This window comes from Hyphomonas sp. (assembly GCF_046313735.1).
Taxonomy (GTDB): domain Bacteria; phylum Pseudomonadota; class Alphaproteobacteria; order Caulobacterales; family Hyphomonadaceae; genus Hyphomonas.
This window is the reverse complement of the sequence record NZ_JBKBXW010000020.1, coordinates 1-18,911: the sequence shown is the minus strand read 5'-3', so window position 1 is coordinate 18,911 and position 18,911 is coordinate 1. Positions and strand designations below refer to the sequence as shown.

Below are 18,911 nucleotides of genomic sequence, written 5' to 3'. Positions count from 1 at the left end.
ATGTGAGGAAGGGCCGGGGGTTCCGGCCCTTTTTCGTTTTTGGGGGGTGTCAGAAGTGGCGCTTGGCAAAGGCCCGGCCGGAACCCGTCTTCAGGTAGGCCTCAAACTTCCGGGCTTTTGACGGGTCCGAAAACGCCACATAGCCGGTGAGTTTCCACGGCATGTGCTTGCGCGTATGGGCCGATTGGCCGCTGTTGTGCGCGGCGAAGCGTTGCTTCAGATCACTCGTGCAGCCGACATAGTAGCGATCCGGCTCAGGTTCGCTCTGCAGCATATAGACATAGTGCATCGGACAGCCTCGCTGGCTCCGCCGTGGATTGGGCTTTGGCCAATCACGCCGCAGCTTGAATTTTGATTTCATCAGATTGAGCGGGAGTGGTCTGTCAAGGATGATGGGGTGTAGGGCCGCTGGCCCGCCTTCGCCCCATTGGGGCTTCGTCGTGGCATCCGCCTCGCTGGCTCCGCCGTGGATTGGGCTTTGCCCAATCACGCCGTAGCTTGAATTTTGATTTCATCAAAATTCAGCGGAGGCGGATGGTCGGAGTGAGAAGATTCGAACTTCCGGCCCCTAGCTCCCGAAGCTAGTGCTCTACCAGGCTGAGCTACACTCCGCCGTCCATCGCCTCTGAGGCAGCCCGCTGGCCACCCCGGAAGCCCGGGTGTTTACGCCCGGCCCGGGATTTTTCAAGGGGCAAACACCGCTGATGCCTGCCAAACTGCGCGCCAGCGCCCGCCCGCCCCTTCAGTTACTGGTCAGATCGGCGAAATATCGGTGATCTTGTAGGTCAGCGGCGTTTCGCCGTCGAAATCCACAGTCAGGTATTCGCCCTCGCGCAGCACATGGCCGGCCAGCCGGTGCACCGTCTCCTCCACACCGTCCGCATCCTCGTCATAGCGGAAGAACCAGCGGTTCCCGCGATGGGTCAGCCAGCCTTCGGCCTGCTCGCCAGGGTCCGGATGCCGGCGCAGCACGCGGCAGGCTTTCGGGTTGGCCCTCCAGGCGTCGATGTCGAGATGCTGGTCTGCCGTCATCGGCGCCAGCAGGCTGTAGCCCTGTCCGGGCGCTGCCATCTGGCCGGGATTGCGGGCAAGCTCAAGGGTGATGCGATAGAGCGTCATCGGTCATAAGTCCCTGAAAGAATGAAAGGTCTCAGCGCGCCAGCGCCAGCGCCGGGGCTTCGCTGGCGTTCAACAGCCGCCGCGTTGTGCCGCCGAACAGCCGCTCGCCAAGCCGCGAATGCCCATAGGCGCCGGCGACGATGGCGGTCGCGCCCGTCCCGCTGGCCAGCGCCAGCAGCGAGGCGGCCACCTCGCCCTCGATCGGCGCGCTGCGGGCCTTCACGCCGCGCGCAGCCAGCCAACTCTCCAGCGTATCGGGCGCAATGCCGGGCCGGGCGCCGTCGCGTTCAGCATCCTTGCGGTTCTGCGCGATGATCGCCTCGCCTGCGGCCTGGATCAGTTCCAGATGCAGGCGCACGGCCCGCGCCGCGCCGTTGGAGCCATCCCAGCCAATGATCACCGGGCCGGGCGTGTAGGGCGCGCTGCCGGTGAGGATCAGGGGCAGGCGGGCATCCATCATCACATGGTCGAAGCCGAGTGAGAGCGGCTCGCCGGTCTTCGCGGCGCTTCGGGGAAAGACCAGCGCATCGGCCAGGGTCGCAGCGCTGGCGGCGGCCTGCTCGGCGGTGGCCACCTGATGCACGAACGTGCTCGTCACACCGGCGGCATCGGCGACGCCGGCGCGGAATGCCTCCTCCGCTTTCGACAGCATTTCCGTTTGCATCTGCGCTACGCTGCGCGCGGCGGCGGCGGTCAGCCCGGTCGATTCCGGCGTCGTCACCACCATCACCGCGCTTGCAGGGTCCGGCAGGGCGCAGAGCCCGGTGAGGGATGTATTCAGCATCCGGGCGAGCGCGAGGCCGGACCGGGTGGTCTCCGTATCCGTGTCTGTCGTGCCCTGCAGCATTGCGATGACGGTCATGTCCGTTTCCTCCGTGTCAGTCTGGCTCAGTCCCTCCCTTGGAAGGGCTATACCATAAACCTAACAGGACGGGGGGAGTTGCGGACTAGGTAATACTACCTGACCTGTTCCTTCGCAGGCCGCGCCTCGGCGATACGCCGGCGGGCGATGCGGTCGGCCACGGCATTTGCCGGCTGGCCGGTGGAGAGCGCCTCGTCGAGCACGCTGCCCAGCGTCGCGATCAGCGTGTCCAGCTTGCCGGCCACCCAGTCGCGCGAATAATGCCCGGAAATCTCGGCGGCGACATTGATGATGCCGCCGCCATTGATGACGTAATCGGGCGCATAGAGGATGCCCTTGCGGCGCATCAGCTCGCCCATTTCCGGCACGACCAGCTGGTTGTTCGCCCCGCCCGCCACGCCGCGCACCTTCAGCCGCGCGAGTGTCTGCTCGTTGATGACCGCGCCCAGCGCGTTCGGCGAAAAGATGTCGGCGTCCACATCATAGATCTCGTCCGGCGCCACGATCCGCGCGCCGGTGCGCGCCGAAACCGCCTGCAGCGCGTCAGCGTCAATATCCGTGATCACGAGGTGCGCGCCAGCCTTCGCCAAATGCTCGCACACATACCCGCCGACCGAGCCAACGCCCTGCACCGCCACCGTGCGCCCCGACAGGTCATCGGTCCCGAACAGGCGTCTGGCCACCTCGCGGATGCCGCGATAGACGCCCTCAGCCGTCACCGGCGAAGGGTCGCCGCTGGCCGCAGCGCCGTCTTCCAGCCCGGCCACATGCCGCGTTTCCAGCCGCACGATGGCCATGTCCGCCACGCTGATGCCGACGTCTTCAGCGGTCACATACTGCCCGCCGAGCTGTTCCACCGCGCGGCCAAAGGCGCGGAACAGCGCTTCGCTCTTGTCCTTGCGCGGGTCGCCCCAGATCACCGCCTTGCCGCCGCCGAGGGGAATATCTGCCATCGCGTTCTTGTAGCTCATGCCCTGCGACAGGCGCAGCGCATCGGTCAGCATCGCGCCGGCATCAGTATAGGGCCACATCCGGCACCCGCCGGCCGCAGGGCCCCGTGCGGTCGAATGGACGGCGATCATCGCCCTCAGTCCGCTTTCCGGATCGTGAATAGCATGGACGCCTTCATGGCCGTCGAAGGAGGGGTGATCGAACATGGGCGGGAAAATTTCGTTGCAGGTGAAACCAGTTCCGCGCTGTAGACCCTGCGCCGCCGCAAGGTCAACCGCCTGGGCGCGGCTGGCCGGGCGCCCTGTCCCATCTTGACACCTTTTCAGCAATTTGGGCGTAGCGTGCCCTCGCAATGCAGCTGCGCCCCGTAATCCTGGCCCTGGGCATCATGACGGTCCTCCTCGCCGGGGCGATGATCCCGTGCGCGCTGATCGATCTCGCCGACGGAAAGCCGGAAGCGCACATCTTCGCGCTCTCGGCCTTCGGATCACTGCTGGTGGGCGGGCTGATGTGGCTGCTGGCGCGCGAGGGCGACCAGCGGATCGGCCAGCGCGAGACCTTCCTGCTCACCGTGGCGGTCTGGGTGCTGCTGCCGGCAGTGGCTGCCGTTCCGTTCCTCCTCTCCGGCATCTCGCTGACCGACTCGATCTTTGAAGCCGTCTCCGGCCTGACCACCACTGGCGCCACCGTCATGTCCGGGCTGGACGACCGCCCGCGCGGGTTCCTGCTGTGGCGCGGTATCCTGCAATGGATCGGCGGCATCGGCATCGTCGTGACGGCGGTCGCCATCCTGCCGCAGCTGCGCGTCGGGGGGATGCAGCTCTTCCAGGCCGAAAGCTCCGACATCACCGGCAAGTTCCTGCCGCGCATCACCGATATCGCCGCCTATATGGGCCTCACCTACCTGATCATCTCCGCTGCCTGCGCCTTCTTCTACAGCCTCGCGGGCATGACCTGGTTTGATGCCATCGTTCACGCGATGACGACGGTTTCAGCTGGCGGTTTCGCCAATTACGATGCGTCCTTCGGGCACGAGAACCTGAACTTCGCGATGCCGGTGGCCATGGTGTTCATGACCGTCGCCGGCCTGCCCTTTGCGCTGCTCTCCATGCTCGTCCTGCAGGGGCGCATCGTGCCGATGTTCCGGGATCCCCAGCCGAGGCTCTATGCCGGGCTGCTCCTGTTCTTCACGGCCTTCATTGTTATCTGGCACGAAATGTCCGAGGCGCCGCAGGTCTTCACCGGCCTCGTCCATGCCGCCACCGAGGCCGGCTTCAACATCATCTCGGTCATGACCGGCACAGGCTATGCCTCTGCGCCGTACGACACATGGGGCCAGCCGGTCGTGGCCATCTTCCTGATCGTCACCTTCATGGGCGGCTGCGCGGGCTCAGCCGCCTGCGGGATGAAAATGTTCCGCATCGAGATCACCGCCAAGGCCGTCCTCGCCTGGTCGCAGCGCATGGTCCAGCCCCACCGGCGCGCCCCGGTGCGCTATGCTGGCAAGCCGGTGGACGAGGAAACGCTGCAATCGGTCATGGTGTTCATGTTCCTCTACATCGTCACCTTCATGGTCGCCGCCGCGCTCCTGTCCCTGACCGGGCTCGACACGCTGAGCGCCATTTCAGCCTCCGCCACGATGGTGTCGAATGTCGGCCCCGGCCTCGGGGAAGTCGTCGGCCCGTCCGGCAATTTCGCGCCGCTGACGGATTTCGCCAAATGGGTCTGCTCGGCGGCAATGCTTCTGGGGCGGCTCGAATTCGTGTCGGTCTTCGTGGTGCTGACCGCGCGCTTCTGGCGCGGCTAGAGCCCGGCAGCCTGCAAGAGCATCCGGGCCGAGACCACCGCGAGCAGGATGCCGAACAGCCGCCGCAGCCGGTCCGCGTTCAGCTTGTGGGCGAGGGCGGCACCCACCGGGGCCATCAGCACGGTGAACACAGAGATCAGCGCAAAGGCCGGCAGGTTCACGAACCCAGCCGAGAAGGGCGGCAAGCCCTCCCGCCCCCAGCCCACGATGATCGCGGCAATCGCCCCCGGCAGGCCGATGGCGACGCCCCAGCCAGCGGCGGTCGCCACCGCGCGGTGCATCACCACGCCGCACAGCGTCATCAGCGTCACGCCCAGCGTGCCCCCGCCAATGCCCATGATGGCAGAGAGCGCGCCATTGAACGTCCCGATCCCGGCGCGGACGGGGCCTTTCGGCATCTCGGACGCCAGCGTCCATCCCGGCCGCCCGAAATAGAACTGCGCCGCGAACAAGAGGAGGATCGAACCAAAGATGGCGAGCATCACCTGTTTCGAGAAATAGCCCGCCGCCAGCATGCCGAGGATCGCCCCCAGCACGATCCAGGGCGACCAGCCACGGATGATGTCCCAGTCCACCGCCCCGCGCTTGTGATGCGCCATCACGCTGCGGATCGAGGTGAGGATGATCGTCGCCAGCGAGGTTGCCACCGCGACATGCATCGCCGTCTCCTCATACCCCATGGTGGAGAGCAGGAAGAAGAGCGTCGGCACGATCACCACGCCCCCGCCAATGCCGAACAGCCCGGCAGCAAGGCCAGCGAACAGGCCGGCAACCGCCAGCGCGGCCAGCAGCCCGGCATAGTCGGTCAGGAAATCCATCATCGCCCGCCCCTTAGACCTGCTTGCGATACCTGTCGATTGAGCAAAGCTTGACCCGGGCGTTACCGGCGCGGACACTCGCTCTACGCGCTTAGCATCGGTATCAAGCAGCCGGATTGCCAAAACTCATCCTGAGAATGCCAACGCTCATCCAGAGCGAAGTCGAAGGATGGCCAATCAGAACCGCCCCGCGCCCCGGCTCGCCCTTCGACTTCGCTCAGGGTGAGCCTTCAACAGCGATGAGGAGGATGAGCCGGTCAGCAGCCCGGCGCTAATGATGATGGTGGTGCGCCTCGGTGTTCAGCCGCCCGCACTTGCCGCAGCGGATCACCACGCCGTGCACATCCCGGTGCGCGACATTGATCATCAGCTTGGTCTTGCACGCGCCGCACCGGTGGGTCTCGTCCCCGCCGCCCTCGCGCACGGGGCTGCCGGCGGTATGCTCCAGGATCTCGGCGCCCTGCGCCTCGGCCGGGGTCAGGAGGATCATGTCGAACTGGGGCATAAAGCGTACGGACCTCTCATCAATGCTGTGCATAATTCCGAATGGATTATGGTCAGCCAGCTTCCATTCGCAATGTCGTGCGGAAGAAGCAAGCGCGCCGATTTCCGCCCCATGGACGTTTTGTAACTTTATCGCTTTATCGGGGGGGGTATCTCTACCTATGAGAGACAGGCAAGAGGAATTGCTATGCAAAAGATAATTATCGGCGCAGCCACCGCCATTGCACTTGGTCTCTCGACTCAGACAGCAGCTGCTCAGTTGGGTTGCTTGAACGTGAGCCCCGGATTGTGCATCGGCAACAATTACAACGAACAGGCGGTCATCAATCACTACGTGCCGATTTATCAGGCGCTGATAATGGCAAGCATCGCCAGGGATCGTGATTCTGATCTAAGCGGTGGCGCGGTTCAGTGTATCTCATCATGTGAACTGCAATATCGTGGTCACGTTGCAGCTTGCCGGAACCTGCCGACAAACGATCCGGTAATTGGATCAAGCGCCCAACAGACTTGTTTTGAGATAGCCGAGGAAGCGTTTCGGGCGTGTTTGTTGCAATGTATGCAATAGCGAGCCGGTCAGGTACCAGCTGATCGGAGAAGCCTACCACACTCCGGCATTTTTCAATGCCGCATCGAGATCAGCCGGCAGGTCAACGGCCAGTTCGCCGGATTTGAGGTCTCGCGGGGCTTCTTCCGGTTTCAGGTAGCGCCAGCCCTGGAAGGGGCGTTTGGGCTGGGCATAGGTGCGCACAAGCTCAGGATCGAAGACCAGCTCGCACAGGTCCTTGCCCCCTTCATCCTTCACGACGCGCAGGTCCGTAATTCGTTGGCGCACCCGGATCGCCCGCTTGATCACCCAATAGATCGAGCCGCCATTGAGCAGCTCCTCCGCCCGCTTCGGCACCATCCTCGTATGGTGCACCGGCGCCGGCAGCTGGCGCATCAGCCGCGCCTGCCAGTCGGCAAGATCATCAATATCGTCTGCGCCGACGCACAGCTTCACCAGGTGAATCGTCATGGGAAGAGAGACTAGCGGCCTGCCGCCGCCAGTCCAGCGGTCAGGCTCATGCCGGGATTGGCGCGGGCCATGAATGCCGCTTCTGCCTCAGGCGAGGCGAAGAAGAACTGCACATCCGTCACTTTCGCCTCATACCGCCGCTGGATCCGGCGCATCGCCGCGCGCGCCTCCAGCTCGATCCGGAAGCCGTGCACATAGGAAAACCCCCAGCGCGGCTCGGTATGCAGGATGTAGGACTGGTTATAGCTCACCAGCCGCCCGCCATTCGGGCCGTTGACCGGGCGCGGCAGGGCATAATCGATCCGCAGGAACCGCTCGCCCACCGGGTCCAGCCAGGCGGTGGCCTGAAGGCGCTCAGCCGCCCAGCGGTCGAACTCTGTATCGCTGTGCTTGGTATGGTGGCGAAAGCCGACCCGCCAGGCTGCGCCGTCGGTGTTCACATCCACCGTCTGGCCGAGGCACAGCCGCAGCTGGTCGGGAAACAGCCGCCCGTCCGGCGCAGCTTCTGCGGCCCAGGTGCGCGCCACAGCGTCCAGTTCCGGGTCATGCCCATGCCTTGAAACAAGCTGCCACCGCTCCGCCGGCGCCAGCCTCGGATCGAACGCATACACATGCCGCGCGGTGGAGGAGGACAGCTCGACCCGGAACGACGCCCTCAGCGTATCCGGCGCCTCGGTCGCTTCCAGCGCCGCGTGCATCGGGCCGGTACCGGTCGTCATCGTCATCGACGCAAGGAACAACTGCAGAAACATCAAGACCACCCGTCCGCAGCGGCGTGCCGCCTGCTCCTCCCGCCCTGCAGCCGGCCTGCCGCAGGATCGGGGTAGGTCATGCAGGGCGTTGCCAGCCGTCTGAACAGACTAGTCTGGCGCGCTGAAGATTTACAGCAGCTGAACAGCCCCGAACTGCGCAAAGCCCGGCCCCGCCCGTTTGCTTATCGCGGATAGGCGAGCGGGCGGCGGCTTTCGTCGAGACTGCTGTACCGGTCGCGCAGCAGCGTCTGGCGCGAAACCATCGGCTGGCTCACCCCGTCGATGAACACCGCCACCGGGGCGGATGTCACTTCCAGCGGGTCGCCGTCCCAGGCCACGACATCGCCCCGCGCGCCCGGCGCCAGAACGCCCAGCCCCGTCATGCCGAAAATCTCCGCCGGCGCCGTGGTCAGCGCCCGCAGCGCCGCATCCCGCGACATGCCGTTCGCCGCCGCATTGCCCGCCACCTGCGTCGCCAGCCGGCTCAGATGCCCGTCATCGCGCGCCGCGAAGATGGCGACCGTCACGCCGGCCTCTGACAGGCGCGCGGCGTTCCGCATCGTGGCGGCCAGTTGCGAGAAGGTGGACGGCAGGTTCGAGAAGGCATTCACGATCACCGGGATGCGCGCATCGGCCAGCTGTTCGGCCACCCGCCAGCCCTCATCGGCGCCGATAATCGCGATCCTGAGCGCGGGGTTCTCCCGCTTGAACGCGATGATGGCTTCCAGATCGCTCGCCCGGTGCGCCTCCATCAGGATCAGCTGCTCGCCGCGCACAGCCGGCATGAAGGCCTGCGCGTCCATCCGCGTCAGCACATTGCCTTCATTATGCGTCATGTAGCGCGCGCCGAAGAAGCGCACATCGTCGAACGCCCCGCGCAGCGCCGCCCAGGCGCCCGGCCGCGACCCGCCCGACAGCGTCGCCCCGCGCTCGCCCATCACGATGTAGGCAAAGGCCTTCTGCCGCAGCACGCTTCCCGGCAGGCCGCTCGTATCCGCCAGGAAGCCCTGACCGGCAAAGATCGACCGACCGGCATTCGGCGCCACCACCAGGCGCGTGAAGCCGCCAAGCCGCGTCACCGCAATCGCGGTCGTATCCGGATTGAAGCCATCGGCGGCATTGATCGCGGCCGTGAAAGGCGAGGTGCCCCCGCTGGTATCATTCGCCGTGCGCTCGCCCGACACTTCGGTGAGGCCGGTGCGCGTAAAGGACGAGATCAGCCCGGGCGTGACCCACTGGGCCCGCACCGTCTCCATGCCGTCCGGCACGCTGGTGCCGACCGAGACGATCCGGCCATTGTCGACCACGACGACGCCATTCGTCAGCGTGCCCTGCGCCGTGCCGGTCCACACCGTCTCGCCGATGATCGCCACCGGCTGGGCTGCCGCAACCGCCGCAACTGCGGCCGCAGCGAGAGTAGAGAGAAGGGTCCGGATCATTTCTGGTCTCCTTCGCCGGGCTGGCCGAGTTCGAAATCCATCACCGGCTGGTAGGCCGGGTCATTGCGGTCATACATCAGCGCGCCGTCGATATAGACCTGCTCGGCCTGCGCGTAGACGCTGAACGGGTTCGCCGACCAGACGACCACATCGGCCATCTTGCCGGGCTCCAGCGTGCCGGTCTTGTCCGCGATGCCCAGCGAGCGGGCAGGGTTCAGCGACAGCCACTGCCACGCGATCTCGATCGGCACATCGATGCCCATGCGGCGGCCATCGGCCCAGGCCTTCGCCGCTTCCTGGTTCAGCCGCTGGATGCCGATGTCACTGTCCGAATGCACAATGGCGCAGGCGCCGGCGGCATGGACCATCGGGATGTTCTCGGGGATGGCGTCATAGGCCTCCATCTTGAAGCCCCACCAGTCCGCCCACATCGACGAACAGGTGCCATACTCGGCCAGCATGTCGGCCACCTTGTAGGCCTCCACCGCATGGTGGAAGGCGGCGACGCGGTAGCCAAACTCCTCCGACAGGTCGAGGATGATGGCCATTTCGTCCGCGCGGTAGCAGTGCATGTGCACCAGGATGTCACCCGACAGCGCTGCCGCCAGCGTCTCCAGTTCCAGGTCGCGCGTGGGCGCGTCGCCAGTGCCGGCGATGAACCGGTCCCACTTCTTCTTGTAGTCGCTGGCCTTGATCCAGGCTTCGCGATAGCCCGCGACATTGCCCATCCGCGTGTAAGGTGCGCCCCCCGGCGTCACACCCCGGCCATAGCCATAGACGCGCTTGGGGTTCTCCCCGCAGGCCATTTTCAGCGTATGCGGCGCCTCGGGAAATTTCATCGCCTGCACAGTCCGCGCCGGCACATTCTTCAGCGTCACGCCGCGCCCGCCGAACAGGTTCGCGCTTCCGGGAAGGATCTGCATCGCCGTCACCCCGCCCGCAAGCGCCCGGGTAAAGCCCGGATCCTGCGGCCAGACCGAATGCTCCACCCAGACTTCCGCCGTCACCGGCCCGGAAATCTCGTTGCCGTCGCCATGCGCCTGCACGCCGGGCGAGGGGTAGGCCCCCAGATGGCTGTGATTGTCGATGATGCCGGGCGTGATCCATTTGCCGCGCGCATCAATCACCCGCGCGCCTTCCGGCGCAGTGATGCCGGTGCCCACCGCCCGGATCACGCCGTTCTCGATCAGCACCCCGGCATTTTCCAGGAGGTTCCCGGCCCCGTCGATCACCGTCGCATTCGTCAGCAGCGTCGTCTCAGACAGATAGGCCGTATAGGTCGACGGGAAAGGATCGAACACGCGCGGAACATCGCCGCTCTTGCTGCCGCTGTCAGATCCCCCGCACGCCGCGAGCATCAGCGCGGCTGCTGCGGCCGTCCATAATTTGCAGTTCATAGGTCTCGCCCCGCCATCTGCCGGTCATTGCGGCTAACAGGGCAAGATTTGATCGCAGGCGCAAGGGCCTCAGGGCAGGTTTCGCCCCGGATGCCAGATTGGCAGGCGGATCAATCGCGGGAGCTGCGCTTGTCGCGGCCAAACACCGTGCGCATCAGCCAGTTCGGCGCAAAACGTTCCACCCGCGGATGGCGGTGCAGCACGCTTTCCATCCAGCGCCGGCCCCAGACCGCATTACGGCCCAGCAGCACCACGCCGACAATCGCCATCGGCAGGCCGATCGGCAGGATGGGCGTTGCAATCCCGATCGGGATGGACAGGACGATCAGGCCGAGCCCGGACACTGCCAGAACCTGGCGCACGGCCACGTTCACCCCGTTGCGCAGGACGTGAATGGGCTTCGGGGGGGCATAAACCGGGTCGGTCATCTTGGGCTCTGATCGTTCATCGTCTGGCATGGCAACGGATATGGGAGTGAATTTGTTCCGTGCCAGAGTAAACCGGTAGATGTGTCGAAACTCTGGCAAGAGCGTTACCTCATTGCTACACCCATCAAGAATTATGCCGGTTTCTGTGTAGCGTCGGGCGGGAAATGAAACTTCACTCGATACAGATGCTGCGCGGTCTCGCGGCGATGCTGGTTGTCTTCTATCACATCCGTGCCTCCGAAACGCAGATGATCCAGCGCGCCGGCGGGGCTGAGCTGCCGATGATGGGCGGCATCTTCGCCAATGGCTATCTCGGCGTGGATCTCTTCTTTGTCATCTCCGGCTTCATCATGGTGTTCGTCGCCGGGGCGTCGCCGGCCAGCCCCCGCACATCGGCTGAATTCCTGTTTGCCCGCGCCGCGCGGATCTATCCACTCTGGTGGGCCTTCGCCGGCTTGATGAGCGTTTACATGCTGCTGACCTACGGGCTGACCGGTGTCAGCGAGACGGGGCAGACCGCGATTGGCCGGGGCATCCCGCCGCTCGAATACCTGCTGAAATCCTTCCTGCTCGTGCCGCAGCCTGAATACCCCGTCCTCGCCGTGGGTTGGACGCTGGTCCATGAGATGCACTTCTATATCGTGTTCGCGCTGATCCTGCTGGCGCCGCGAATGTTCCGGCCCTGGCTGGTGGCGCTATGGGCGGGCCTCGTCATCGCCGGGGCCCTGATGGGCCTCTCCGGCCCGGTCGGCGGCACGCTGCTGCAGCTGGCAACCCATCCGATGTCGCTGGAATTCATCCTCGGCGCCGGGGCCGCCTGGCTCGTCACCTCCGGGCGCCGCTGGCGGCCGGGACTGATAACGGCGGTAGCCGCGTTCTGGCTGTTGTTTGCCGCCTGCTTCCATGGCGAGCCGACGGCCTACACCCTCGTCTGGGGCCGCGTGCTCTGGTTCGGCCTGCCCTGCGCGCTGCTCGTTTACGGCTTTGCCAGCCTCGACGCCGAAAACCGGCTCGGTGCGCTGGCTGCGCCCGTCATTGGCGCGGTGGCAGGGGCGGCGATCTTCCACTCCTTCGCCCTGCCGGTCTCGGCGCCAGATGCCGTGCGGCTTCAGGCGAGCCTTCTGGCGGTCGGCAGCGGCGGCGCCATCTGCTTCTTCCTCTCGGCGGTGGGTTACCTCTCCGGCCGTCTGGGCGGCGGGCTGCCCGGCCTGCTGACAGCGCCTGGCCGGGCCGCGAAATCCGCGGCCGTCGCGCTGGGGGACTGGTCCTACGCGCTCTATCTCGCCCACATCTTCGTGCTGCAGGGGATGCAGCGCGTCTTCATCCGGCTGGAGGACCTGCCGGGCGGGGCGGGGGCCGTGTTCAACGTGGCCGCCGATGGCCGGCTGGGCAACATCACCTTCATGACGGTCTGCCTGGTCGCCGCCGTGATCGCCGCCTGGCTCGCCTTCCGCTTCCTGGAGCTTCCGCTGATCCGCCGCGCAGGCGATATGCGCCGCCGGGTCTTCACCCGCGACGGCGCCCGCGTGCGCCCGGCAGAGATCCGGGCCACCGTCTGGTAACGGCAGCCCGGCGTCTCATGCATCACTCCGCCGCGATGGGCCGGGCCGGCTCCGGCGCGGTCCATTTCAGCACAGGCTTCCTCGCCGCGCGCGTTTCGTCCAGCCGCCGCATCGGGGCCAGGTAAGGCGCGCCCTTCAGCGACGGGTCGCCCTGCGCCGCCCGCCGTGCCACGCCTTCCAGCGCCTCGCAGAACCGTTCTAGCTCGGCCTTCGACTCGGTTTCCGTCGGCTCGATCAGCATGGCGCCGTGAACGACCAGCGGGAAATACATCGTCATCGGATGATACCCCTCATCGATCAGCGCCTTGGCGATGTCGAGCGTCTCGATGCCATCGGCGGTGAACGCGTCGGAAAACAGCGCCTCATGCATGCAATAGCCCTCAAAGGCCGGGCTCATGATATGCTTCAGGCGCGACTGGATATAGTTGGCGTTCAGCACGGCGTCTTCGGCTGCCTGTTTCAGCCCGTCGGCCCCATGGCTCAGGATATATGACAGGGCACGGACGAACATGCCCATCTGGCCATGGAAGGCGACCATCCGGCCGAAGCTCTCCGACGCCTCGCCCTCCACCTGCTCGACCAGCCGGAAGATGCCATCCTCATCCTTCGTGATCCACGGCACCGGCGCATAGGGCGCCAGCGCTTCGGAGAGGACGGTCGGGCCAGAGCCCGGCCCGCCGCCGCCATGAGGGGTAGAGAAGGTCTTGTGCAGGTTGATATGCATCGCATCAATGCCGAGATCGCCCGGACGCACGCGCCCGACGATGGCGTTGAAGTTCGCCCCGTCGCAATAGAAATATCCGCCTGCGGAATGGATCAGCTCCGCAATCTCGCGGATGTCCGTCTCAAACAGCCCACAAGTGTTCGGATTGGTCAGCATGATGCCGGCGATGTCGTCGGTGCGCTCCAGCTTGCGGCGGAAGTCTTCCATGTCGACACGGCCGCGCTTGTTGGCCTTGATCTCATCGACGATGAAGCCGCACTGCACCGCCGTTGCCGGATTCGTTCCGTGGGCGGACTGGGGCACCAGAACGCGCTTGCGCGTCTCGCCCTCGCCGCGCGCGATCAGCGCCTGGCGGATTGCCATCATGCCGCAGAACTCACCATGCGCGCCGGCCTTCGGGCTCATCGCCACCGCCGGCATCCCCGTCAGCACTTTCAGCCAGGTCGCCAGCTCATCAATCAGCTCCAGCGCGCCCTGCACGGTGGCCTGCGGCTGCAGCGGATGGATGTCGGCAAAGCCGGGCAGGCGGGCCAGCTTCTCGTTGAGGCGTGGATTGTGCTTCATCGTGCACGAGCCGAGCGGGAACAGGCCGAGGTCAATGGCGTAATTGCGCTGCGACAGGCGCATGTAATGGCGCACCGCCTGCGGCTCCGACAGGCCGGCGAGGCCGGTATCGGTCTTGCGCGCGGTGCCGCCCAGCCGGTTCTTCAGCCCCTTGGGTTTCGGCAGGTCCACACCGGTCGTCGCCGGCGTGCCGATTTCGAACAACAGCCCCTCATGCTGAAGCAGCCCGCGCGAGCCTGAAATGGTTTCGATGGTCGTGGTCATCACACAATCTCCTTCAGCGCGTCGGCATAGGCGACAATATCATCCGCCGTCGTACATTCAGTCGCCGCCACAAGAATAATGTCGCCCAGATGCTCCCCCGGGAACAGCCGCGAGGCGCGCACCCCGCCGACCACGCCGCGCTCGTCCAGCATCGCCAGTACCGCTTCGGCATCCATCGGTGTACGGATCGCAAACTCGTTGAAGAAGCGCGGGGTCAGAACCTCGACGCCCTTCACCGACGACAGGGCATCAGCAAGCTCGATCGCCGCCTCATGGTTCAGCTCCGCCAGCTGCTTCAGCCCGCGCCCGCCCAGCAGCGTCATATGCGCCGTGAACGCCAGCGCGCAGAGGCCGGAATTCGTACAGATGTTCGAGGTCGCCTTGTCGCGGCGGATATGCTGCTCGCGGGTCGACAGCGTCAGCACGAAGCCGCGCCTGCCGTCCGCGTCCACAGTCTCGCCGCAAAGGCGCCCGGGCATCTGGCGCACATGCTTCTCGCGCGCCGCGAAAAGGCCCACATAGGGCCCGCCGAAATTCAGCCCGTTGCCGATGGACTGGCCTTCTCCGGCCGCAATGTCCGCGCCCATCTCGCCCGGCGGCAGGATCATCCCCAGGCTGACGGCTTCGGTGAACACCGAGGCGAGCATGGCGCCTTTCTCATGTGCCGCGCTGGCTACGCCGGAAAGATCCGTCACCGTGCCGAACACGTTCGGGCTCTGCCCGACGACGCAGGCAGTCTCTGCGTCCACGGCCTTTGCAAGCTCGGCCTCGCCATCAATTGCCACAGGTAGCTGCACGACGCTCAGCCCCTGCGCTTCGCACAGCAGGCGGGTCGCCGCCGCATAATGCGGATGCAGGCCGCCGGAGAGGATGATCTTCTTCCGCTTGGTCACGCGCGCGGCCATTACCGCGCCCTCGGCGCAGGCGGTCGAGCCGTCATACATCGAGGCGTTGGCGATCTCCATCGCCGTCATCGCCGCCACCTGCGTCTGGAATTCGAACAGCGTCTGCAGCGTGCCCTGCGCGATTTCCGGCTGGTAGGGCGTGTAGGTCGTCAGGAACTCCGAGCGCTGAATGATCATGTCGACCGTGGCCGGAACATGATGCTTGTAGGCGCCCGCGCCCACAAAGAACGGCCCGGACGAGGCCGAGCGGTTCTTCGCCGCCAGATTCGTCAAATGGCGCTCCACCGCCAGTTCGCCCTGATGGTCGGGCAGGCCGGCAATCTTGCCCTTCAGCCGGGCTTCCTTTGGAACATCCGTGTAGAAATCATCGACGGATTTCGCGCCGATGACTTTCAGCATCTCCGCCCGGTCGTCCGGCGTCAGCGGCAGGTAACGCATGGCTCAGTGCCCCTCGCAGAAGGCGTCATAGGCCGCCTTGTCCATCAGCTTTTCCAGCTCTGCCGGATTGTCGATCTTCATACGGACGAGCCAGGCATCCTTCTCCGGATCGGCATTGATCCGCTCCATCTCGGTCACCAGCGGGGCATTGACTTCCAGCACAGTCCCGCTCGCCGGGGCGTACACATCCGATGCCGTCTTCGAGCTTTCGACAATCGCGAAACTGTCGCCCTGCGCGACCTTCGCCCCGTCCTCGGGAAGCTCAAGATAGACAACTTCGCCAAGCTGCTTGGCCGCATGAGCCGTGATGCCCACGGTGGCGGTGTCGCCCTCCAGGCTGATCCATTCATGCTGGTCTGTGTAATAGGTCTTCATACGGAGGGTCTCCCGGGTGATGTCAGTGGTCAGCGTTTGTAGCGGTTCGGAACAAAGGGCAGGGGCGCGATTTCGGCGGGCCGTGCCTTGCCGCGCACGATCAGGTCAATCTTCGTGCCCGGCGCGGCATGGGCGGCGGCCACATAGCCCATCGAGACGGGCGCATTGACGCTCGGCCCGAAACCGCCGGAGGTGACAAGGCCAATGGTCTCGCCGTTCAGCTGGATTTCCGTGCCTTCGCGCGCCGGCGCGCGCTCCAGCGGCAGGATGCCCACGCGCTTGCGGGCCGGGCCATCCTTCATCTCGCGCAGGATACGCTCCGACCCCGGAAAATCGCCCGCCTCGCGCCGCCGCTTCTGGATCACCCAGGTAAGGTCCGCCTCCACCGGCGAAATCTCCGGCGAAAGGTCATGTCCGTAAAGGCACAGCCCCGCCTCCAGCCGCAGCGAATCGCGCGCGCCAAGGCCGATGGGCTTCACCCGTTCATCCGTATACATCTCTTCAATCAGCGGCAGGCCTGCCTCCGCCGGGATCAGCACCTCAAACCCGTCCTCGCCGGTATATCCGCAGCGCGACACGATACAGCGCGCCCCGTTCACCTCGAACGGCATATGGTGCATGAAGGTCAGCTCCTCGCATCCGGGGAAAAAGTCCGCCATCACGGCGGCCGCCTTCGGCCCCTGCAGCGCAAACAGGATGCGGTCATCAGCCCGCGTCAGCACGGCCTTGCCAGCCAGCGCCGCCTCGAAAATCGCCCAGTCCTGCGCCTTCATCGCGCCGTTGACGACAATATAGAGCGCGCCCTGCGCCTCCTCGCCCAGCGGCCGGGTGATGATCAAATCGTCCAGGATGCCGCCGGCTTCATTCAGCAGCACGGTCAGACGCGCCTGTCCCGGCTTCAGGCCGGCAATGTCGGACGGCACCAGCGTCTCGATCAGCGCGGCGATCTCGGCATGGGCCTCATCGCCCCCGCCAATTCCGCGCTCCAGCGTCAGGAAACAGGGGCCCATATGCGAGACATCGAACAGCCCCGCCTCGGCCCGTGTCCACAGATGCTCGGGCATCACGCCGTCAAACTGCACCGGCATTTCATAGCCCGCAAACGGCACGATGCGCGCGCCTTGGCGCACATGGATGTCATACAGCGGCGTGCGCTTCAGTGTCTCGGTTGCGGCCTCGGCCATGGGCGCCCTTCCATAGAGAGACGGCGCAGCCAGAGGCTGCCGGTCCGTCGCCCCCGCTGTCCGGGCGCCTGAGAGATTCCGCCGCTCCCGCTTCCCCGACCCCGGCTCATCCTGAGCGAAGTCGAAGGAAGAGCCAGGCGGCTTGCTCCTTCGGCGAGGCGTGTTCCAGCCTCTTTCCAGCGTGTTGATCCTCTACCGGCCCTTTTGCCTGAGCGTTTCCGGGGCGGTTGCGCCTTCGGCGGCGGCCTCGTCGAGCCGCTCTCTCCCGGTAGGGGATGAATTGAGGGCTGAGCTAGCCCGGATTCTGCCCCGCGGCAAGGGCGCGCAGGGCGCGCACGCCGCGATCTCCACAAGCCGCCCTGAAAGTGGGCAGCCTCGTCCCACCGTCATCCCGGAAAGCGCGCCAGCGCTTGTCCGGGACCCAGCGTCAGCAAAAAATCGAGGTCCCGGTCTTCGCCTCCGGCGAAACCGGGATGACGGCGCGGTGGGCGAACTGTTCGATGGTGAGCCCCTCTCAGCCCCCGCCGCGCGCAATCCGCAACTCGATCCGCTTCAGCTCCCGCAGCAGCGCCAGGTGATGCATCCGCAGCCAGAACCAGACCTTGATCATCCCCGTCGCCACCATGAAGAACACGAGCGCCCCGAGCCACAGGCCCACCGCCTGCACCGTCTCCGCCCGGGTGATCTGCACCATCGACCAGACGACCCCCACAAAGAACACAAAGCCCAGCAGGAAGGCGAACCCGGTCCAGACTTTCATCGGCCCGGAAAACGTCGCCCCCAGCTGGCCGAACAGGCTTTCCCCTTCCTCGAGGTTCTTCAGGAACGCCTCGTCCTCCGCCGTCAGGCCGTCCTTCAGCCGTGTCTCGAAATTCGTCATGTCTGCTCTCCTTCAAGAAGCGTTTTCAGCTGCTGGCGCGCATGGAAGATGCGCGACTTGGCCGTGCCCACGGGAACGCCCATGGCGGCGGCAGTTTCGGCAAGGGTCAGCCCCTCGCTGAAATAGAGTATGGCGGCTATGCGGTGGTCCGGGCTGAGCGCCCCCAGCGCCGCAAGAATGGCATGGCGCACCGGCGCGGCGTCCGGCGCGGCGGGCTCGGGCGCTGCCTCTGCCGCCACGAACCGCGCCCGCGCGGCGCTCACCCGGCGGATCCGGTCGGCGCATTTGCGGCTCAGGATTCCATAGGCCCAGGCCGGGAACATCGCCGGGTCCGACAGGCGCACCCAGCCCCGGCAGATCCCGCCCCACGCCTCCTGCACCGCCTCGCGCGCCTCATCCTCCTCGCCCAGCATCCGCCGCGCGGTGCGCATCAGCCGGGGCTGCCAGCGCGCCGCCAGCCGCTCTGCCGCCGCCCGGTCGCCCCCGCGCACCAGCGTCACCAGCAGTTCGTCATAAATCCGGTCAGTCTCGCTGAGGGCCATCGCCGCGCCTTGTGTTACAGGGGGATAGTCGCGCAGGCGCGGCCAAAGGTTCAATGGGCGTGTGCAAGTCCGCCCCGGACACACCCGGCAGGGCCGCAGGCCGCAATCTGCTGCCGCGTGGATTTCCACTGGGGAATCCTGGGGCATCGGCGGCGGCGTGCGCCTGTCAGAGCGCTGGAACGTCGCCCTGCACTACGAACACGTCTCCAGCGGCGACGTCTGCATCAAGGGCGCCCTGGGTCTGGAGAATGTGGGCATCTGAACCTCCCCGGTAACCTCGGAGGCCGTTTGGTTGGGGTTACGCAGCCATAGCGGTCTGCGACTGTGCTGCATAGAAATCATTCTCTGCCTCTGCGGGCGGGATGTGACCGATGGGCT

Annotated in this window: 21 protein-coding genes, 1 tRNA gene and 1 riboswitch; of the genes, 4 read left to right on the top strand and 18 right to left on the bottom strand. The window is 65.8% G+C overall.

Going from position 1 to position 18,911, the window contains the following annotated elements:
* Positions 1–49: 49 nt before the first annotated feature.
* From ACK4SV_RS10900 to ACK4SV_RS10880, 5 genes are all read right to left on the bottom strand, one after another.
* Entirely contained in the window at positions 50–289 is a 240-nt protein-coding gene (locus ACK4SV_RS10900) for a GIY-YIG nuclease family protein (RefSeq protein WP_409917857.1), read from the bottom strand.
* Positions 290–535: 246 nt separating this feature from the next.
* Positions 536–612: transfer RNA gene (locus ACK4SV_RS10895), tRNA-Pro, on the bottom strand.
* A gap of 141 nt (positions 613–753) precedes the next feature.
* Positions 754–1,119 carry a hypothetical protein gene (locus ACK4SV_RS10890; protein WP_409917856.1) on the bottom strand — a complete coding sequence of 122 codons (366 nt, stop codon included), beginning with the start codon at positions 1,117–1,119 and terminating at the stop codon, positions 754–756.
* 31 nt (positions 1,120–1,150) lie between these two features.
* Complete coding sequence (locus ACK4SV_RS10885) at positions 1,151–1,981, bottom strand: universal stress protein (RefSeq protein ID WP_409917855.1); 831 nt, start codon at positions 1,979–1,981, stop codon at positions 1,151–1,153.
* A 95-nt stretch (positions 1,982–2,076) separates the two neighbouring features.
* Positions 2,077–3,138, bottom strand: a complete 1,062-nt coding sequence (locus tag ACK4SV_RS10880) for a Glu/Leu/Phe/Val dehydrogenase dimerization domain-containing protein (RefSeq protein WP_409917854.1) — start codon at positions 3,136–3,138, stop codon at positions 2,077–2,079.
* A gap of 146 nt (positions 3,139–3,284) precedes the next feature.
* Here ACK4SV_RS10880 and ACK4SV_RS10875 point away from each other — a divergent pair, with 146 nt between their 5' ends.
* Positions 3,285–4,739: a TrkH family potassium uptake protein gene (locus ACK4SV_RS10875; protein WP_409917853.1), complete on the top strand. Its 1,455-nt coding sequence runs from the start codon at positions 3,285–3,287 to the stop codon at positions 4,737–4,739.
* Here ACK4SV_RS10875 and ACK4SV_RS10870 read toward each other — a convergent pair.
* Positions 4,736–5,560 carry a sulfite exporter TauE/SafE family protein gene (locus tag ACK4SV_RS10870; protein WP_409917852.1) on the bottom strand — a complete coding sequence of 275 codons (825 nt, stop codon included), beginning with the start codon at positions 5,558–5,560 and terminating at the stop codon, positions 4,736–4,738. The genes ACK4SV_RS10875 and ACK4SV_RS10870 overlap by 4 nt on opposite strands.
* A 268-nt stretch (positions 5,561–5,828) precedes the next feature.
* Positions 5,829–6,062: a hypothetical protein gene (locus ACK4SV_RS10865; RefSeq protein ID WP_409917851.1), complete on the bottom strand. Its 234-nt coding sequence runs from the start codon at positions 6,060–6,062 to the stop codon at positions 5,829–5,831.
* A 186-nt stretch (positions 6,063–6,248) separates the two neighbouring features.
* On the opposite strand from ACK4SV_RS10865, the gene ACK4SV_RS10860 reads away from it, so the two are divergent.
* Entirely contained in the window at positions 6,249–6,629 is a 381-nt protein-coding gene (locus ACK4SV_RS10860; RefSeq protein WP_409917850.1) for a hypothetical protein, read from the top strand.
* A gap of 33 nt (positions 6,630–6,662) precedes the next feature.
* On the opposite strand, the gene ACK4SV_RS10855 is transcribed toward ACK4SV_RS10860, so the two are convergent.
* The 5 genes from ACK4SV_RS10855 to ACK4SV_RS10835 all read right to left on the bottom strand — a co-directional run bounded on the left by ACK4SV_RS10855 (position 6,663) and on the right by ACK4SV_RS10835 (position 11,095).
* Positions 6,663–7,079: a DUF1489 family protein gene (locus ACK4SV_RS10855; RefSeq protein WP_409917849.1), complete on the bottom strand. Its 417-nt coding sequence runs from the start codon at positions 7,077–7,079 to the stop codon at positions 6,663–6,665.
* A gap of 11 nt (positions 7,080–7,090) precedes the next feature.
* Complete coding sequence (locus tag ACK4SV_RS10850) at positions 7,091–7,831, bottom strand: hypothetical protein (protein ID WP_409917848.1); 741 nt, start codon at positions 7,829–7,831, stop codon at positions 7,091–7,093.
* Positions 7,832–8,013: 182 nt separating this feature from the next.
* Entirely contained in the window at positions 8,014–9,270 is a 1,257-nt protein-coding gene (locus ACK4SV_RS10845; RefSeq protein WP_409917847.1) for an amidohydrolase family protein, read from the bottom strand.
* Positions 9,267–10,667, bottom strand: a complete 1,401-nt coding sequence (locus tag ACK4SV_RS10840; protein ID WP_409917846.1) for an amidohydrolase — start codon at positions 10,665–10,667, stop codon at positions 9,267–9,269. Before ACK4SV_RS10840 ends, ACK4SV_RS10845 begins: the two co-directional genes overlap by 4 nt.
* Positions 10,668–10,777: 110 nt before the next feature.
* Positions 10,778–11,095: a hypothetical protein gene (locus tag ACK4SV_RS10835; protein WP_409917845.1), complete on the bottom strand. Its 318-nt coding sequence runs from the start codon at positions 11,093–11,095 to the stop codon at positions 10,778–10,780.
* Between the two features lie 164 nt (positions 11,096–11,259).
* On the opposite strand from ACK4SV_RS10835, the gene ACK4SV_RS10830 reads away from it, so the two are divergent.
* The gene (locus ACK4SV_RS10830; RefSeq protein WP_409917844.1) at positions 11,260–12,657 is read left to right on the top strand and encodes an acyltransferase family protein; all 1,398 of its coding nucleotides are present in this window, start codon (positions 11,260–11,262) and stop codon (positions 12,655–12,657) included.
* A gap of 22 nt (positions 12,658–12,679) precedes the next feature.
* Here ACK4SV_RS10830 and gcvPB read toward each other — a convergent pair whose 3' ends face one another.
* The 6 genes from gcvPB to ACK4SV_RS10800 form a co-directional block, all read right to left on the bottom strand.
* Complete coding sequence (gene gcvPB, locus ACK4SV_RS10825; protein ID WP_409917843.1) at positions 12,680–14,209, bottom strand: aminomethyl-transferring glycine dehydrogenase subunit GcvPB; 1,530 nt, start codon at positions 14,207–14,209, stop codon at positions 12,680–12,682.
* Positions 14,209–15,552: an aminomethyl-transferring glycine dehydrogenase subunit GcvPA gene (gene gcvPA, locus ACK4SV_RS10820; protein ID WP_409917842.1), complete on the bottom strand. Its 1,344-nt coding sequence runs from the start codon at positions 15,550–15,552 to the stop codon at positions 14,209–14,211. The genes gcvPB and gcvPA overlap by 1 nt, the downstream gene beginning before the upstream one ends.
* Before the next feature lie 3 nt (positions 15,553–15,555).
* On the bottom strand, positions 15,556–15,927 hold the full coding sequence (gene gcvH / locus ACK4SV_RS10815; protein WP_409917841.1) for a glycine cleavage system protein GcvH: 372 nt from the start codon (positions 15,925–15,927) through the stop codon (positions 15,556–15,558).
* Positions 15,928–15,956: 29 nt separating this feature from the next.
* A complete protein-coding gene (gcvT, locus tag ACK4SV_RS10810) occupies positions 15,957–17,111 on the bottom strand; it encodes a glycine cleavage system aminomethyltransferase GcvT (protein WP_409917840.1) in 1,155 nt (384 codons plus the stop codon).
* A gap of 186 nt (positions 17,112–17,297) precedes the next feature.
* Positions 17,298–17,389, bottom strand: a riboswitch (glycine riboswitch).
* Between the two features lie 236 nt (positions 17,390–17,625).
* On the bottom strand, positions 17,626–17,991 hold the full coding sequence (locus tag ACK4SV_RS10805; protein WP_409917839.1) for a DUF6768 family protein: 366 nt from the start codon (positions 17,989–17,991) through the stop codon (positions 17,626–17,628).
* Positions 17,988–18,533 carry an RNA polymerase sigma factor gene (locus tag ACK4SV_RS10800; RefSeq protein ID WP_409917838.1) on the bottom strand — a complete coding sequence of 182 codons (546 nt, stop codon included), beginning with the start codon at positions 18,531–18,533 and terminating at the stop codon, positions 17,988–17,990. Before ACK4SV_RS10800 ends, ACK4SV_RS10805 begins: the two co-directional genes overlap by 4 nt.
* 61 nt (positions 18,534–18,594) lie before the next feature.
* On the opposite strand from ACK4SV_RS10800, the gene ACK4SV_RS10795 reads away from it, so the two are divergent.
* Entirely contained in the window at positions 18,595–18,795 is a 201-nt protein-coding gene (locus ACK4SV_RS10795) for a hypothetical protein (RefSeq protein WP_409917837.1), read from the top strand.
* Positions 18,796–18,911: the final 116 nt, after the last annotated feature.

Bases quoted from the DNA above. Each gene is read 5' to 3' on its own strand.
- ACK4SV_RS10900 (WP_409917857.1), bottom strand. From the start codon at position 289: ATGCACTATGTCTATATGCTGCAGAGCGAACCTGAGCCGGATCGCTAC.
- ACK4SV_RS10890 (WP_409917856.1), bottom strand. From the start codon at position 1,119: ATGACGCTCTATCGCATCACCCTTGAGCTTGCCCGCAATCCCGGCCAG.
- ACK4SV_RS10885 (WP_409917855.1), bottom strand. From the start codon at position 1,981: ATGACCGTCATCGCAATGCTGCAGGGCACGACAGACACGGATACGGAG.
- ACK4SV_RS10880 (WP_409917854.1), bottom strand. From the start codon at position 3,138: ATGTTCGATCACCCCTCCTTCGACGGCCATGAAGGCGTCCATGCTATT.
- ACK4SV_RS10875 (WP_409917853.1), top strand. From the start codon at position 3,285: ATGCAGCTGCGCCCCGTAATCCTGGCCCTGGGCATCATGACGGTCCTC.
- ACK4SV_RS10870 (WP_409917852.1), bottom strand. From the start codon at position 5,560: ATGATGGATTTCCTGACCGACTATGCCGGGCTGCTGGCCGCGCTGGCG.
- ACK4SV_RS10865 (WP_409917851.1), bottom strand. From the start codon at position 6,062: ATGCCCCAGTTCGACATGATCCTCCTGACCCCGGCCGAGGCGCAGGGC.
- ACK4SV_RS10860 (WP_409917850.1), top strand. From the start codon at position 6,249: ATGCAAAAGATAATTATCGGCGCAGCCACCGCCATTGCACTTGGTCTC.
- ACK4SV_RS10855 (WP_409917849.1), bottom strand. From the start codon at position 7,079: ATGACGATTCACCTGGTGAAGCTGTGCGTCGGCGCAGACGATATTGAT.
- ACK4SV_RS10850 (WP_409917848.1), bottom strand. From the start codon at position 7,831: ATGTTTCTGCAGTTGTTCCTTGCGTCGATGACGATGACGACCGGTACC.
- ACK4SV_RS10845 (WP_409917847.1), bottom strand. From the start codon at position 9,270: ATGATCCGGACCCTTCTCTCTACTCTCGCTGCGGCCGCAGTTGCGGCG.
- ACK4SV_RS10840 (WP_409917846.1), bottom strand. From the start codon at position 10,667: ATGAACTGCAAATTATGGACGGCCGCAGCAGCCGCGCTGATGCTCGCG.
- ACK4SV_RS10835 (WP_409917845.1), bottom strand. From the start codon at position 11,095: ATGACCGACCCGGTTTATGCCCCCCCGAAGCCCATTCACGTCCTGCGC.
- ACK4SV_RS10830 (WP_409917844.1), top strand. From the start codon at position 11,260: ATGAAACTTCACTCGATACAGATGCTGCGCGGTCTCGCGGCGATGCTG.
- gcvPB (WP_409917843.1), bottom strand. From the start codon at position 14,209: ATGACCACGACCATCGAAACCATTTCAGGCTCGCGCGGGCTGCTTCAG.
- gcvPA (WP_409917842.1), bottom strand. From the start codon at position 15,552: ATGCGTTACCTGCCGCTGACGCCGGACGACCGGGCGGAGATGCTGAAA.
- gcvH (WP_409917841.1), bottom strand. From the start codon at position 15,927: ATGAAGACCTATTACACAGACCAGCATGAATGGATCAGCCTGGAGGGC.
- gcvT (WP_409917840.1), bottom strand. From the start codon at position 17,111: ATGGCCGAGGCCGCAACCGAGACACTGAAGCGCACGCCGCTGTATGAC.
- ACK4SV_RS10805 (WP_409917839.1), bottom strand. From the start codon at position 17,991: ATGACGAATTTCGAGACACGGCTGAAGGACGGCCTGACGGCGGAGGAC.
- ACK4SV_RS10800 (WP_409917838.1), bottom strand. From the start codon at position 18,533: ATGGCCCTCAGCGAGACTGACCGGATTTATGACGAACTGCTGGTGACG.